General features: G+C 41.2%; 8 protein-coding genes. All 8 read left to right on the top strand.

Going from position 1 to position 16211, the window contains the following annotated elements; all coding sequences use genetic code 11:
* Nucleotides 1-23: 23 nt before the first annotated feature.
* The 8 genes from AC2JBO_RS33565 (at nucleotide 24) to AC2JBO_RS33530 (ending at nucleotide 15814) form a co-directional block, all read left to right on the top strand.
* Nucleotides 24-1652: a porin gene (locus tag AC2JBO_RS33565; RefSeq protein WP_496957970.1), complete on the top strand. Its 1629-nt coding sequence runs from the start codon at nucleotides 24-26 to the stop codon at nucleotides 1650-1652.
* Nucleotides 1652-4006, top strand: coding sequence for a tetratricopeptide repeat protein (locus tag AC2JBO_RS33560; protein ID WP_496957968.1), 2355 nt, complete (start codon nucleotides 1652-1654; stop codon nucleotides 4004-4006). The genes AC2JBO_RS33565 and AC2JBO_RS33560 overlap by 1 nt, the downstream gene beginning before the upstream one ends.
* Before the next feature lie 203 nt (nucleotides 4007-4209).
* Nucleotides 4210-5484, top strand: coding sequence for a family 8 glycosyl hydrolase (locus tag AC2JBO_RS33555; RefSeq protein ID WP_496957969.1), 1275 nt, complete (start codon nucleotides 4210-4212; stop codon nucleotides 5482-5484).
* 158 nt (nucleotides 5485-5642) lie between these two features.
* The gene (locus AC2JBO_RS33550) at nucleotides 5643-8042 is read left to right on the top strand and encodes a cellulose biosynthesis cyclic di-GMP-binding regulatory protein BcsB (protein ID WP_496957967.1); all 2400 of its coding nucleotides are present in this window, start codon (nucleotides 5643-5645) and stop codon (nucleotides 8040-8042) included.
* A 62-nt stretch (nucleotides 8043-8104) separates the two neighbouring features.
* The gene (gene bcsA / locus AC2JBO_RS33545) at nucleotides 8105-10711 is read left to right on the top strand and encodes a UDP-forming cellulose synthase catalytic subunit (RefSeq protein ID WP_496957966.1); all 2607 of its coding nucleotides are present in this window, start codon (nucleotides 8105-8107) and stop codon (nucleotides 10709-10711) included.
* A 496-nt stretch (nucleotides 10712-11207) separates the two neighbouring features.
* A complete protein-coding gene (locus AC2JBO_RS33540) occupies nucleotides 11208-11750 on the top strand; it encodes a GIY-YIG nuclease family protein (RefSeq protein ID WP_496957965.1) in 543 nt (180 codons plus the stop codon).
* A 668-nt stretch (nucleotides 11751-12418) separates the two neighbouring features.
* Nucleotides 12419-13138 carry a CHRD domain-containing protein gene (locus AC2JBO_RS33535; protein ID WP_496957964.1) on the top strand — a complete coding sequence of 240 codons (720 nt, stop codon included), beginning with the start codon at nucleotides 12419-12421 and terminating at the stop codon, nucleotides 13136-13138.
* Between the two features lie 273 nt (nucleotides 13139-13411).
* A complete protein-coding gene (locus AC2JBO_RS33530; RefSeq protein ID WP_496957963.1) occupies nucleotides 13412-15814 on the top strand; it encodes a GH116 family glycosyl hydrolase in 2403 nt (800 codons plus the stop codon).
* The last annotated feature ends 397 nt before the right edge of the window (nucleotides 15815-16211 follow it).

Below are 16211 nucleotides of genomic sequence, written 5' to 3'. Positions count from 1 at the left end.
GATTCAATAACTCTGATTCGCTGATGTCTCAAAGCATTAGTGGACAGTCGAACAACCAATCGGGTAACACAAATACCCAAGAGTTTACGGCGCCTTCTTCAGCACCCACATTTAATCAATTACTAAATTCGCCATCGAATCCTAGTTCATTTGCTCCTTTGCCTCCACTTGTTGGCGAAAGTCAGCAACCGCAATTGAGCGGAAATTTAGGCGGAAATTTAGTTACCAATACAACTCCAACTTTCAATCAATTACTTAATGGTCAAAAAGCTGTAAACCAAGGAGTAAATCAACAAGTTGTAAATAGCAAGGCACCTCTAACATTTGAGCAAATATTGAATGGTCAACCAAGTGGTGGGCAGCAGGTATCACCGCAAGCGCCATTGACTTACGAGCAAATACTGAATGCTCAATATGGAAACCCAAATCAACCAATGGCTTCATCGGCGCCCTCCGGGTTCACCAGTTTGCTTATGCCGGGAAACCCGTCCACCGCAACTGGTTCACCTCCAACATTTAACCAGATTTTGAATTCGCAAGGCGGAGCATTTCCGGCACCTGGAGAACCAATACGCCAAGAGGAACTGAGAAGTCAAGTAAGTCAAACTCGACAGGAAAGAACAAATTTACAACAGCGACCATCAACAGAAGCGCGACCTTTACTAAATAGCACTGCGTTAACGGAACCCTTGCTTAGAGTGGAAGGTGTGTATGTTACCCAAAAAGAAACATCCGCACGGGCACGAGTAACAGGAATTTATCCACTAACTCCAAATACTTTATTTGGGGCAACTCTTGATTTAGTTAGTAACGGTAGTACTTTTACTGACTCCCGCAACGAAGGTTTAAACATCAACGAACTTTATTTCGCGACTTCGTTAGCTGGTCTACCTAATTTGCGGTTTGTTGTGGGACAGTTAGATTTAACTTCATACTTTGATCGTAACAGCTTTGCAAAAGATGGCGCCAGCCAATTTTTCAATCCTGTGTTCCAAACTAATCCAGCTTTGGCAGCAACAGGTATTGCTTCGCGTCCTAGTTTACTTGTAAACTGGAGCGTTACTGATAATATAGACGCAAAAGCCGCTGTATTCTCTTCTTCAAATAGCCTAAGTAATTTTACTTTAGATGGATTTGCTGGAGAAGTTGGTATTCGTTATGGTAACGCGATTATTCGTGGAACCTATGCTACCGACCGGGATGGTGGCAACCGCGATTCGTTCCCAGAGGTATTCAGTATATCTAGAGGAAACGGACAATTCGGAACTCTCCGCGATGACCGCGAAGAGGCATATGGTTTAAACGCCGAAGTGTATATTCCCAATCTGAAATTGGGGTTATTCGGTCGCTATGGTCGTTATGAAAACCGCGACCTCAACAGGAGTGCAGATACTTACGTTTTAGGCGCCAGTCTATTAGATTTGTTTACTCCAGACGACCGACTTGGGATAGCTTACGGACAAGCTCTAACAAGTGACTCACTGCGTCGTGGTGACCGTCCCGATGTACTGGAAGCATACTATGATTTTCCGTTTTTATCTAATTTAAGACTTGGTTTTACAGTGCAAGGACGCGATAGTTTCGAGGAAACTGTCTTGGGAATCAGGGTGAAATCAGATTTTGATATAACCCCAAGAGGGAGAGTACGATAATGAGTATCGAGCAGAAAGGCGAAAGTTCCTTTTGGGTAAATGCGGCAATTAAAACCCTTTCTTTTTTTCCTTTTTATTTATTCGTTTTTACTTTTGTTGCCACAAATTCACCTTTAAGCTTAATTGCTCCTGCTGCTGCGAAGATTGCTAGTTCGGCAGAGCAACGAGGGTTTAACCTTCTTAAGAAAGGTTGGGTGAATGATGCAATTAAAGCATTTCAGCAAGCTTTAAGAAGCAATCCGCAATCATTACAAGCCAAGCTGGGATTAGCTATTGGCTATAAAAGAGCGGGGAAAATTGATGAAGCGTGGAATGCTTACCAACAAGTACTAGCGCAAGACCCTGATAACCAATTGGCATTAAAGACTATTGGCTTATTTGGTACTTATAAACCACAGTGGCAGCAAACGGGTACTCAAGCGCTATCAAGGTTGTTGCAAAAAAATCCAAATGACTTGGAAGCGCGCAACCTCAGAGCAATTCTCTACTTTTACCAAGGTAGGCAAGCTGAAGCGGTTGCTGACTTTCAGATTGTTTTAGCAAATAATCCCACACCCGAAACGCTAATAAACGCAGCACAGGCATTCACCTACAATGGTGATGCAACCAAAGCTGTAGAATTATTCGACCGTTACGCAAGGGCAGGCAAATCGATTACTGGTGATGCTGCTGTAGCTTATGGTAAAGCACTGCGTGAAAGTGGTAATGCTGCTACTGCTGTGCAAGTTTTGGAGGCACAGTTACGACGTTCACAGTCTCTCGACCGAACTGGGATTGAGACTCGCAAAGAATTAGCTGTAGCGTATCTTGCCAACCAGCAACCTAACCAAGCGGTCGCAACGTTACAGCCGTTGCAAGGCAGACCTGATGCGATATTACCTTTAGCCCGCGCGCTCAATGATATTCGTAGACGCTCGAATAATCCTGCATTGGCGCAGCAGGTTGCAACGCTATACCGTCAAGCAATCTCCGCTACTCCGAATCCACCACTGTCATTGATACGTGAAGTTGCGGATGTATTTAGTGGTTTACCTAACGGTGAACAAACAGCAGTTCAACTGTACCGTCAACTGGTTTCGCAGCAACCGAATGATAAAGGTTTATTAGTACGGCAACTCGCTTTAGAAAATAAGCTAGGGTTTATTTCTCGTGACGAACTGCGTCAACGCCTAAGTTCAGCGCTGCAATCATTACCTTCTGACTCTGCACAGCAACAACAATTAGCCGTTGCTTTAGCAGAAATTAGCACACCTGACTCAGAGTTTTTACTTATATATCAAAGTCTTGCTCAGAGTCGTAGCGATGTGCCAATGTTATATTTCCGAATTGCACAAATGTATTTGCAACTCGGTGATACAGGAGGCGCCAGACAAGCTTTAGCTTCGTACACAGCAACACCTGCTGGTAGTAGAGACTTGGCGCACCAATTATTAGCAGCAGAAATCGAGCGTCGCGAAGGTAATTTAGATGCAAGTCTTAAACGCTACCAAGCTTTACTGAGAAGTAAGCCTGACCGCACGGACATTTATGATGCTGGTTTACGAGGATTTGCTGGAATTCTACGGCAGCAAAAGCGTTTTGACGAAGCATTGGTTGTATACGACGAACTAATAAGTCGCAACCCGCAAAATCAGGAAATGCAACTGGGACGCACGGCAATAGCTTACCAAGCTCGTCGGATATCAGAAGCAGAAGCTAAAAGCGTTTTAGAAAATTGGCTATCAACACAGCCCGCAACGAATACACCACCAGAACTGTACAGCTTGGTGGAAATTCTACCGCTTTACCCGGAACGCGAAGCACTGTATAACTACTTAGGCGAACTTGACCCTAATAATATTGCGATGCAATTGCGAGTCGTTCAATCTATCGCTTCACGTAGTCCATCACAAGCGCGCGCTCGTGTCAAGCAGTTAATCGCTAGATTGCCGCAAAATGCCAACAGCTATGATTTGCAAGCGCAGTTAGCAAAAGCAGCAGGTGATTTGAATCAAGCAGGGAAAATCTATGAGCGTGTTTTGGCGCAACAGCCAGATAATCTTACCGCTCTATCAGCTCTAGGTGGTATTAGGTTTGAGCAGCAGCAGTTTGCATCAGCAGAGAATATTTACTCAAAAGTGATAGAAGAAAAGCCGGAAGATTTAGATGCACGTCGTGCTGTCGCCGATTTAACAGCGATTTTAGACAAGCCACTATCAGCACTCGCGCAAATGGAAAACTTACAAGTTGAGAAAATGCGCCAAGGAACTCAAGACCCAGAGTTGTCGCAGCGGATGCAGCAAGTTCAAGAAGAGTTTCTACAACGTCGAGGATTTCAACCTCCTTGGGAAGACTATCGAAGAAGGGGCAATTAGTCGGTAATTAGTAAGAAATTAATGGGGGTGCGGCATCACAGAACGAGGAAACTTGCAGTCCGCGCGTTAATAGTAGGGCATTTCAGGGGAACAATAAGCATAGGGATAACAACGTCGTTTTTTTAAGCTTCTACGTTTCCCCTTTACTTCTAAAGCACGCAAGTTTTTTGCCAATATTCAAACAAATCCAATGGTTCTTAAGGATGCGGCAACTTCCCTTTTTTCTCGCTATTGCTATATCGATTGGTCTTTATGGTTGTTTCTCCGGTTACTCCTTTGTTAAACAACCTGTAGAACAATCAAGTGGCAAACCAACCAAGGTAAATTCTTCCCAACCTTTAACTAGCGGTGATGGGACTTCAACCTTTCTTGCCGCTTTGCCGACCTCAATTCCTAATCGGGAGTTGTTAGCACAAAGTTGGGATGTATATCGCCGTCGCTTTATTCAAAGTGATGGACGAGTTATTGATTATGAAGCGAGTGACCGTTCTACTAGTGAAGGTCAAGCATATGCCATGCTACGAGCTGTATTGATTGATGATGCTGACACGTTTGCTTTGACTCTGAAGTGGGGTGAGAATAATCTCCAGCGACAGGATAATGGCAAAAGAACCGATAGTTTGTGGGCTTGGAAATGGGGCAAGCGTGCTGATGGAAATTGGGGTTCTATCGATAACAATTTTGCTAGCGATGCTGATATAGATGCGATTACCGCTTTAATTTTTGCATCGCGACGCTGGAACCGTCCCGAATATTTAGACCTTGCACGTACAAAACTCAAAGATTTGTGGCGCCTATCTATAGCATCTGGACCAGATAATAAGCCGTATCTATTACCTGGTCCACATGCTGCTTTTGTCCCCAATCCGGAGACACTGCATCTTAATCCCTCGTACTTGGCGCCTTATGCATTTCGCATCTTCGCTACCGTTGACCGCGAACACGACTGGTTGAGTTTAGTGGAAACTAGCTACCAAGTTATCGAAAAATCTACCCAGATTTCTAAAGTTGGTTTGCCCAGCGACTGGGTAGCTCTAGATATCAAAAGCGGTCAATATCAAGCTTTGCCCTCGAATAGTCCGCTCCAAACTTTATATAGCTTTGATGCGTATCGGGTTTGGTGGCGAGTTGCTTTGGATTTTGCTTGGTTTGATTCTAACCAGGCAAAACAGTATCTCACTAATTCAACCAAACATTTGCAGAAAATTTGGCGCGAACAAAGCAAACTACCCGCGCGCATTGATTTGCAAGGAAACAAATTGGTTGACTATGAAGCGACATCCCAGTACGCAATGCTGTTTTCTGCTTGGCACCTTGTTGAACCAGAGCTTGGGCAACAAGTACTTGTCAAGAAATTGTTACCTCAATACAACCAAGGTATATGGGATGATTATTCATCATATTATACTCAAAACCTAGCTTGGTTAGGGTTAGTGAGTCCTAATGTACTACCAAAGCAACTGTTGCAAGCAAAGTAATATTAAGCCTTCTTCTTAATGTCTTTAATAAAGCATCAAGAATCAGGAGACAATTATAGGTTATAAAAAGAACAAATTCTTTTTTGTAATTATAACGAAGAAAACAGCACGTTAATTAACACCATTATCGTAGTTATCCTTTTATTGTGTAATCTTCTATGAAACAATTGTTTCTTCTTTCCCAAGTTAGTAAGAAAGCGTTTGTTCTCACATTCTGCTTGCTGTTATTGCCCAACGCATTACCAAGTGCGCGCGCAACAAATCGTGAAGACGTTAATGGTGTAACACCAAAGGAGCAAGGATTACTTCTCGCGCAAGCCACACCAACTCAAACTGCTAAAAAGACCGATAGTGCAAAAGAAGAAACCGATGCAACTGGCGCCACTCAGAAAGATGCCAAAGGTCTAACCACTTACGAATTGCAGTTTAATCGCAGTCCAATTGTTGGTAACAGAATGCGGTTACGCGGTATTTACTCCGAAGCTCGTCTTGGTTTTACTCGTCCTCGTGGCTGGAAGTTTGATAGCAGCAAGGCACCAGCAGTGCAAGCGGTTATTCGCTTTCAGCATTCGCCATCGCTGTATGCTAGTCGCTCCAATTTAACAGTGCTTGTAAATGGTAGAAGCGTTGGCAGTACCCCGCTCAACCGCAAGCAGTCTCAACCTGGTCAGCTAGTAGTAAATATTCGACCAGATTTACTTCAAGACTATAACGAGTTAACAATAGTAGGTCAACAGAATAATTCAGCAGAATGTAGCGATCCAAATAGTCCTGATTTATGGACTGAAATTCTGCCTGACTCTAAGATTGTTTTCAAATATCAAAGGCAACCGCTTGCGCTCAACTTTAGTCGCTATCCGTTTCCTGTCTTCGATGATTTGGGATTAGAAACAAACAAGATTGTTTATTTACAACCAAGCCAAGCTTCTCCATCATGGTTAACTGCTGCAGGTCGTTTCCAAGCTTCATTAGGGCGGTTAGCTGATTTCCGTCCGATTGAAACTAGTATGGTATCTAGCGTTGCAGGTGTTAAAGATAACGAGCGCTTGGTGATTATCGGAACTCCTAGTGAACAACCAGCGCTGGCAGAACTAAAAGATTTGCCGTTAAAAATAGCTGGTGGGCAAGTTCTTGATAGTAGTAATAATCCCATACCCAGTGACCGAGGAGTGCTGATTTTAGCTAGCAGTAAAAAAGAGGGTGGGGCGCCTGTTGTTATTGTTACGGGTAATAGTGCTAAAGCAGTTGAAAAAGCCGCAAGATTTTTGACGCAGCCTGATTTGAGAAAAATGGGTACAGGTCAAGTAGTTTATGTTGACCAAGTTAAAGAAACAACTACTCCTGCCGCCCGCCAATGGCCTCGTTATTTGCCTGAAGCAAATTCTTTCAAACTTAGCGACCTTAAGACCTCGATTAATAACGAACCGTTTAAAGATGTAACTGTACGGGGTGCTGGGGCGCCACCTATAGATATAGACTTCCGCGCTCTACCTGATGACAGGTTTATTCGTGGTAGTTCGATGAATTTGGTGTATAGTTACGGGCCACAAGTTAACCCACGTACTTCTGCGGTTCAAGTCTTTTTGGACGGTAACTTTATTGGTGGTGCGCGCTTGACAAACGAGTCTGGAGAATCTAATAAAGCCCTCAAAGTCGATTTACCTGCAAACCTAGTAAAACCAGATTCAAAGCTACAAGTATTTTTCCGGATGAATGCGCGCGAAGCATTTGACAGACAAAAATGCCTTTTCCCAGCCGACCAGCAGCTAACTGGTACTGTTCATGCGGATACAAGCTTTGATTTGAAGCGTGAAACCTCGGTTCAACTACCAGACTTAAATTTACTCAAGTTTGGTTATCCGTTTGCGGCACCTCAAGATTTGTCCAGAACAGCAGTTATCATGCCGCAAAATCCATCTGCTACTGATATGCTGACGCTGTTGGAATTTACCGAACGTCTAGGAAGACTTAGCAAATCTGATTCGGTTAAGCTCGACGTTTATACTCAAGATAATATACCTGAAACTGTTCGCAAAGAAGATAATTTAGTTGCAATTGGTACACGCGATAAATTCCCACTACCAGATGCATTAAAGGCGCCTGGATTTAACTTGAGTCAGCAGTTTACACGGGGGTCTGCACAAGCGAGTGTGGTTACTCCCCAGGACACACAAGGCATGATTAAACAAGTTATTTCTCCTTGGAATAGTGAGCGAGTTGTTTTAGTACTAACTGCTCAAACCGAAACTGGTTTAGAGCGAGTTCGACAAGTGCTTAATCAAGACCCTTGGTTCTTCCAACTTAAGCAAGACACTGTATTAATTAGCAGTGACAAAAAAGACCCTACAGCGTATGACCCAGACGCTTTCCAACTTGCCTTCTTTGAAGATGCTCCTCGTGTCAGTCGCGTTGAGGATACGTCACCACTCAGCAAAATATCACGATTAATTCAGGATAACTGGTTACTATTAATCGTTGGAATTTTAGGTTCATCATTCTTGTTGTTTGGAATTGTACAACTGTATCTAAAACGGTTAAGTACAGAGGAAAGAAAATAGTTGTAAGGTGGCTATGCCACCCTACGGTAATCCAAAATCCAAATCAAAAACTTAAAATAAAAATGTCTTCTTCCTCATTCAGAACACCTCCAACACCAAGAGCGCGCAACCCAATTAGTAAATTTATTGCTGAAATTGCACCTAGGTTTTTTGACCGCGCGCTTGATCGAGTAGGAATCAAGCAATTTAAATGGCTTGTTCTACTAGCTTTAATAATTTCAATTCCACTAATTGTTACGCCCTTAGAAGTTTGGCAGCAAGCTGTAATTTCAGTCTTTTTAATAGTACTTGGGCAAATAATTATTCGCACAGAAGAACAAGAAGCATCAACAGATATTAGCCAGTACTATCACTTATTTATGGTGTGGCTGAGTATAGTAACAACAATGCGATATTTATACTATCGCGTTAGCTATACTCTTAACTTTGATACTTGGATAAATGGTATTGCGTGTGGATTACTATTTGCTGCTGAGTTGTACGCAATTTTGACGTTGGTTTTGGCGTACTTCCAAACGCTCAAAATCAAAGAACGTCAACCAATTAGTTTGAATGCAATTCCTGAAGAAGAATGGTATTCGGTAGATATTTATATTCCCACTTACAACGAAGATGTTGAGCTTGTTCGTAAAACTGCGCTAGCTGCATTAGCGTGCGAATACGCACCTGGAAAAAAAGCGGTTTATGTTCTTGATGACGGTCGTCCCGAACGTTACAAAGATAATGACCCCCGTCGTGAGAAGTTCCGTGCGCGTCGTGAACAATTACGACAGATGTGCGAAGAACTCGGTTGTATTCATATGACGCGCGATAACAACGAACACGCGAAAGCAGGTAATATTAATACCGCATTCCGCAAAACAGGCGGTCATTTGGTAATGATTCTCGATTGCGACCACATCCCGTCACGTCAATTTTTACTACACACCGTAGGTTTCTTCTACGACCCCAAGGTATCGTTTGTTCAAACACCGCACTGGTTTTATAACCCCGACCCATTTGAGAGAAACTTAGTTACCAGCGGTCGAATTCCTGTTGGTAACGAATTATTTTACAAAGTGCTGCAAAAAGGAAATGATTTTTGGAACGCCGCATTTTTCTGTGGTTCAGCAGCACTAATTCGTAAAGACCACGCTCTTGAAGTTGGGGGAATTGCCGTAGAAACAGTAACCGAAGACTGTCACACTGCTTTACGTTTACACGGACGCGGTTATAAATCGGTTTATTATGACAAAATTATGGTGGCAGGTTTGGCGCCCGATACCTTTAACGCTTATGTAGGTCAACAGGTTCGTTGGGCACGGGGAATGGCACAAATTCTCCGTCTCGAAAATCCATTGTTTAATTTCAAACATAAGCTATCTCTAGGACAACGAATTTGTTACTTAAGTGCAACATCACACTTTTTGTATGGATATCCGCGACTAGTTTACGCTGTGGCGCCAACTTTGTTCTTGCTGTTTGGTATCAACTCTGTACAGGGTCTTGGTATTGAAACTCTTGCTTACGCGGTTCCCCACATTTTACTTTCACTGTTTACTAACCATATTATTTACAAGCACGTCCGTTTTTCCTTCTGGAACGAAATATTTGAATTTGTGATGTCGTTCCAAGCTGGATGGGTAACACTACTAGCGTTAATTAATCCTAAACTCGGTTCGTTTAACGTAACTGATAAAGGGGTTAATATTAGCAAACGTACTTTTGACTGGCAGTCAATGCGCGGTTTGGTTATAGTTACCGCTTTAGTTGTTTGCTCGTTACTTGCTGTTCCTTATTGGTTACTGCTACGTCCGGAAGACTGGCAAGCTGTAATGGTAAACACGATATGGTCAGGTTTTAACCTAATTTTGCTATCGAGTGCTTTATTAGTAGGTTTTGAGCAGCCACAAATCCGGACAGCACATAGGTTACAGCGTCACTTAGCCGTGTTAATCTCCATTAATGACCAAACCCTGATGGGTGAAACAATAAATATTTCTGAAACTGGAGCATTAGTCAAGTTAGAATCTTGGCCTAATTTGCCTGATGAGGTTCAAGTAGAAGTTCATGGTGACTTTACCGCGCGTGCTACACTCACAGCAAGAGTTATACGTTTATCGCCAGTCAACGATACAGAAACTCATCTCGCAATTGACTTTGTTGATATCACTGATAAACAAAAAGATGCTTTAAGTTTGGTTATTTACTCGGATGTTCGCGAGTGGTACTCTCAAAACCGTGAGTACGCTGACCAACCTTTTGCCTCGCTTGGTTTCTTGGCAACTAGTTTGACTCGCTCCCTGCGGGATATTCAGTCAACACAAACCAAAAAAGTTCGCAAGCAAGTTCAAGCTCACGGTCAAATTTACTGGGATGGTAATTTCTTCCCTGGTATGGCTACAGAACTTGGGGTAACTGGCTTACGTTTAGAATTAAACAGTAAGCGCTCTGTCTCTTCGGATCGAATACTGGCGCCTCAAGATTTACAATCAATGCAAACTGCTAAACCACTTGTTGGTTTACTTCTTAGTCAAGAAGCGGCGCCTGATAATGCTAACCGTTTTATCGCTGAAATTACCTCGGTTCAAGAAGATTCTAACGGTAGAGTTGCAATTGAGATGAATTTCCCTGATAAGTTTAGGGAACGTCAATCAACAAAAATTAAACAACTGTTACAAGTACTTTAATAAATTATCCCGCAGGATAGGCTTGGAGCCTGTCCTACAGTATTTATTTACTTTAATTGCCCCGGTCTTCATGTGAAGCCGGGTTTTGTTTTTGACCTTTTTGCATGACCTTTATTTTATCGGTTATGCATTTGTATGTCAAAATTGATACAAAAATGAGCTTGCAACGGATACAACGGATGTAACGGATAATCTATTGTTTACAAACAAAATTCAGTGGTCTATGTCATTAATTCTGGGGCGTTGGAAAAACGAACCGCAAAGTACGCAAAGGCGCAAAGGAAGAAAAAAGAAGTAACAATACACTAAATACTTAGTTTACACAGTAACTTTAAACAGCAAGCTTGATTTTCTTTAACTCCTTTGGAACGGCTCGGTGTCCTATTCGATAATGCCGCTATAGCTTCAAAATTTATCGCACGGCACGCTTTCTGCTGTACAATATTTATTTATTGTACGTGTAAAAATTTAATTAAGATAAAATTTATACTTTTTTATGACAACAGAAGATTATCCGGCTTTAGCAACTCTAGAATACATTCCTTACATTGATGATAATGGTCAATTACCTGAACAGTTTCAAGGTAAAATCGGAGTGTATGCAATTTTTGATACCGATAAACAATTACAGTTTATTGGATATTCGCGCGATGTTTTTTTAAGTTTAAGGCAGCATTTAGTTAGATTACCTGAACTCTGTTATTGGGTTAAGGTTCAGACTATCGACCGTCCTAGTCGCGCGATTTTGGAAAATATTGAAAAAGCTTGGATAGAAGAAAATGGCGCCGTGCCTATCGGTAATGGTGAAAGTATAGATGTTTGGACTGAACCTGTGAATGTTAAAAATTTGATGACTCAGGAAGAGACAATAAATTATAACAGTCCAAATAATGATGAAATGGCACAGGTTAAAATTATTAAAAATGTGGCACGTCGTGTGGAGGCAGAAATTTTACAAGTTTTAGAAGCGCGCGGGTTACAATCTCAAATTAGATTTAATCCAAAGTTGAAGGAAGAAGGTTTATTAGATTTGAAGTAGTCTATATTTGACATTAAAAAAACAACCCAAACTTACAATATAAAATATCCGTATTGTAAGATATTGGGAAGTTTCAGATTGATAAAAGTGTACAACTATCACTCAAATTTATTAAGTAATTATGTATTTTTAAATACATAAATTGAGCAAATCTTCGTGATTATTTAAGAATTTCTATGAACATTCTTAGATTAATGTCGTAACTTGATCAGCTGGATAACATTGGGCAGTATCGAGAATTAATGTTTTGGTATCAGTTGGTTTCATTTTTACATCCTACCAATAGGTAGGAAAAAGTCAATCAATAAGTAACGTATACGTAAGTACTAATGATGCCTTGGACAGTAATTGACTCTTGGTTATCGGTGAAAAGTTCGTGGTCTTCACACTTAAACCATCCTTAATTGGGTAATTACACGGAAGTTAACTGTAATAATACAGTGTTTAAATAGGGGATGTTATATGGGAAAATGCCGAATAACTATTCCAAATCTGGTAATTAGGCGGAAAACTTCTGTCTAGTAATTAGCTACTTTAACGAAGTCGAAGGTTGGAAGAGTGATGTGAAGTTAGAGGTAGAAAATAATGTTAAATAAATTCATCATTTCTGACAAAAGACCTCAAACTTCCGACTTCTATTTAATATATTGATCTACAAGAAGGGTGTTATGCGTACTAAATATATATTTACAATTCTGATTTTTTTGGTGATTTTTGTTTGGGTAGTTGTATTTCCTCAACCCAGAATCAATACTTTTGCCCAAAATCGAAGCCAAGCTGTCGTTTCAAGCCAGTGGAGTAAAGTTAACCTTGACCCAAGTAAGAGTAAAGAAATTGGCTTTGTTTACGAAGCTTTTTTGAGTCCTTATCAGGAACCAGATGAAGAGGAAAATACGCCAAAAGTTGCACCACCATCCTTACGTTCTACAGCGGCTTCTGTTCCTAGAAATAAGCGTAAGTCACGAGGACATGGGGTCGTGCGATTCACTAAAGACCTGAGTAAAGCATTTGTTGATGTTCAGGTTGAAGGGGCAAATCCCAAAGATATAGTCATGTTTCATATCCATTGTGGGAACCCAGACGTGCTTGGTCCGATCCTGGTTGATTTTGCTCTTTCCGACAACATTCAGCAGAAATTCGCCGACGGTATTTTTTCATCGGAAGTTACAGATGAAAATATTGAAAAAACCGCTAAATCTGGGCATGATATTTTAGGAATTTACACGTTGGGATGTCCGATTGAGTCAGGGAAACTGGGGAAAGTAAAAACAATAGCGGGAATGGAGCAATTTGCAAGACGTAGCGAACTCTACTTTAACTTACATACAAAAGCTCAGACCTTTTACGGAGATATTCGGGGTAAACTGAATCCGGTAGAGCATTATTAGCATTAAACAACTACTTCCTGGCTTTTGGTTATGGGTTGCTGCTCCGTTGTTTATTGCAATATTTTACTTTTTTAGAGATAAAATCTATTTATCTGCATTTATTAGTTCTTATAATCTAAAAATAAGTATTATTTAGCACCTTAATTATAAGTTTTTGCTTGCGTGTGAGTAGCTTACGAGAAATGTTTGGTTAACTGTTTTACTGACGACTTGAGAAAAATCAGGTTGATGAGTTACGTTCTAATAGCGTAAATCAATGCTGTAGTTTTAGTAATGACACAATTTAAGAACCACTACCCTGCTTGTGCCTGGAGTCGTCCTATTGGTTTGGGTTGGAATCAGCCTTACACTGTTCGCTATGCGAGCAATGTAGATGATGGTCCTTGGCATGGTATGCCTTTGGGTGGTTTCGGCGCCGGTTGTATTGGACGTTCTTCGCGCGGTGATTTTAATTTTTGGCATATCGATGGTGGGGAGCATGTTTTTCAAAGTATTCCCGCTTGTCAGTTTAGTGTTTTTGAGTCTTCTGAAAATACTACCCAAGCTTATGCTTTATCTACACAGGCGCCCTCGGATGGTAGCTTGAAAAGTTGGAAGTGGTATCCCGAAGATAATAATGGTAGTTATCAAGCTTTATATCCTCGCAGTTGGTTTGTGTACGAACATAAATTCAAAACACAACTAACCTGCGCGCAGTTTTCACCGATTTGGGCTAATAATTATAAGGAAAGTAGTTATCCGGTTGCTGTATTTGTTTGGACGGCTCACAATCCAACGGATACACCTGTTACTATCAGTATTATGCTTACCTGGCAAAATATGGTGGGCTGGTTTACTAATGCCTCAAAGTCACCTGAGATAGTACTTCGTGATGATGGTAGTCCGGTATATGAATATCAGCCACGTTTGCATGAAAGTAAAGATAATTATAATTTTATAGTTGAAAATACTGATAAAATTGGCTGTGTCTTAGCTCGTTCTGGAATTGTTACACCGACTGAGGAAGGCGAGGGTGAGTGGTGTATTGCGACGAGTAAACAGCCCGGTGCTGAGGTGTTTTATCATACTCGTTTTAATCCAGTTGGTACTGGGGATGATGTATGGAATAGTTTTGCTAGCGATGGTTCGTTACCTAATATATTAGATGCAATACCAGCTAATCAAACTGAACAAGTCGGCGCCGCAATAGCAGTCAGAATAACATTACAACCTGGGCAAACATTAGAAATTCCGTTTACACTGGCGTGGAATTTTCCGATTACTGAATTTGCTCTTGGCGTAAAGTACTATCGTAGATACACTGACTTTTTTGGACGCAGTGGCAAGAGTGCTTGGGCTATTGCATCAACCGCATTATCCGAGTATCAACAATGGTGGTGCCAAATCGAAGCATGGCAACAACCAATTCTTGACCGTCAAGATTTACCCGACTGGTTTAAAATGGCTTTGTTTAACGAACTTTATGATTTAACCGCTGGAGGAACACTGTGGAGTGCTGCTACTGATATTGACCGTTATGGGCAGTTCGCTGTGTTGGAATGTTTAGATTATCGTTGGTACGAAAGTTTGGATGTACGGCTTTATGGTTCCTTTGGACTTTTAATGCTGTTCCCAGAATTGGAAAAAGCTGTAATACGTGCTTTTGCGCGCGCTATTCCCAAAAGCGACGACCGCACCCGCGTTATTGGTTATTACTATGTTATTGGTGCAGAAAGTCAATCCGCAATTCGCAAAGCTAAAAATGCAACTCCCCATGATTTAGGGGCGCCCAATGAACATGTTTGGGAAAAAACTAACTATACTGCTTACCAAGATTGTAATCTGTGGAAAGATTTAGGTAGCGATTTTGTACTACAGGCGTATCGTGATTTTATTCTGACGGGTGGTAGTGATTTTAAGTTTTTGGAAGAATGTTGGGAGTCCGTAGTTTGTACCCTTCATTATCTCAAAGGTTTTGACTTGGATAACGATGGTATTCCCGAAAACTCTGGGGCGCCTGACCAAACTTTTGATGACTGGCGTTTACAAGGAGTGAGTGCTTATTGCGGTGGTTTATGGTTAGCAGCGTTGCAAGCTGCAATTTCAATGGGGACAATTTTGAAAATTGCTGACTCTTCGCTCGATACACCAGCACTTGACTCCTGTATCAACACGTTTCAATTTTGGTTAGAACAATCGCTTCCTGTATACCAAGCAAAACTTTGGAATGGACAGTACTACCGTCTTGATAGCGGTAGCGGTTCTGATGTGGTAATGGCTGACCAGCTATGCGGTCAATTTTACGCCCGATTGTTGGGATTACCTGATATTGTCCCACCCGAATGTGCTTATTCTGCTCTCAAAACTGTTTATGAAGCTTGCTTCCTCAAATTTAATGACGGTAAATTTGGCGCCGCAAACGGTTTACTTCTAGATGGTTCCCCCGAAAACCCCAAAGCTACCCATCCCTTAGAAGTGTGGACGGGTATTAATTTTGGTTTGGCTGCATTTTTAGTACAGATGGGTATGAAAGATGAAGCTTTTAAACTCACTGAAGCCGTTGTTTCACAAGTTTACTCCAACGGTTTACAATTCCGTACTCCCGAAGCTATCACTGCGGTTGGCACCTTCCGCGCTTGTGTTTATCTGCGAGCAATGGCTATTTGGGGAATTTACCTTGTTCTAAATCAATCATGAGCATTTCTTGACATTTTTACTATCTCTCTCCGGATTGATGACTAGTTGAATGGAAATGTAGGGGTGGGTTAATTTATCGCCCCACTCCATTCCTACCATTACAAATCTTCAAATGTTCCTAAGTAACAAAATCTGAGTATCAAAAATTATCTGAGAGGAGAATAATGGTATAATTTTCTACATTGTTGTCTGTAATTGAATAATAAAACCATTGTCTTGATGACTTTTCAAGAACAATACTCTGTTTTTAAAGATACACAATATTGATGTTACTCAGAATGAAAACCAATCTAATGATAAGTAAAATTTTGATGAAGTATGAGAACTTTTTTAAGGAAACAAGTCAAAAAGTTATAAAAATGTATTACAAGATAAGTAAGTACTTTAGTAAACCAAG

It is taken from the genome of Calothrix sp. CBUCES-K 9914 (assembly GCF_059640475.1).
Note: the sequence above shows the minus strand (reverse complement) of the source record. Positions and strands in the feature narration are given on the sequence as shown.

Excerpts from the sequence above, each read along its gene's own strand:
- AC2JBO_RS33565 (WP_496957970.1), top strand. The coding sequence starts at position 24 with ATGTCTCAAAGCATTAGTGGACAGTCGAACAACCAATCGGGTAACACA.
- AC2JBO_RS33560 (WP_496957968.1), top strand. The coding sequence starts at position 1,652 with ATGAGTATCGAGCAGAAAGGCGAAAGTTCCTTTTGGGTAAATGCGGCA.
- AC2JBO_RS33555 (WP_496957969.1), top strand. The coding sequence starts at position 4,210 with ATGCGGCAACTTCCCTTTTTTCTCGCTATTGCTATATCGATTGGTCTT.
- AC2JBO_RS33550 (WP_496957967.1), top strand. The coding sequence starts at position 5,643 with ATGAAACAATTGTTTCTTCTTTCCCAAGTTAGTAAGAAAGCGTTTGTT.
- bcsA (WP_496957966.1), top strand. The coding sequence starts at position 8,105 with ATGTCTTCTTCCTCATTCAGAACACCTCCAACACCAAGAGCGCGCAAC.
- AC2JBO_RS33540 (WP_496957965.1), top strand. The coding sequence starts at position 11,208 with ATGACAACAGAAGATTATCCGGCTTTAGCAACTCTAGAATACATTCCT.
- AC2JBO_RS33535 (WP_496957964.1), top strand. The coding sequence starts at position 12,419 with ATGCGTACTAAATATATATTTACAATTCTGATTTTTTTGGTGATTTTT.
- AC2JBO_RS33530 (WP_496957963.1), top strand. The coding sequence starts at position 13,412 with ATGACACAATTTAAGAACCACTACCCTGCTTGTGCCTGGAGTCGTCCT.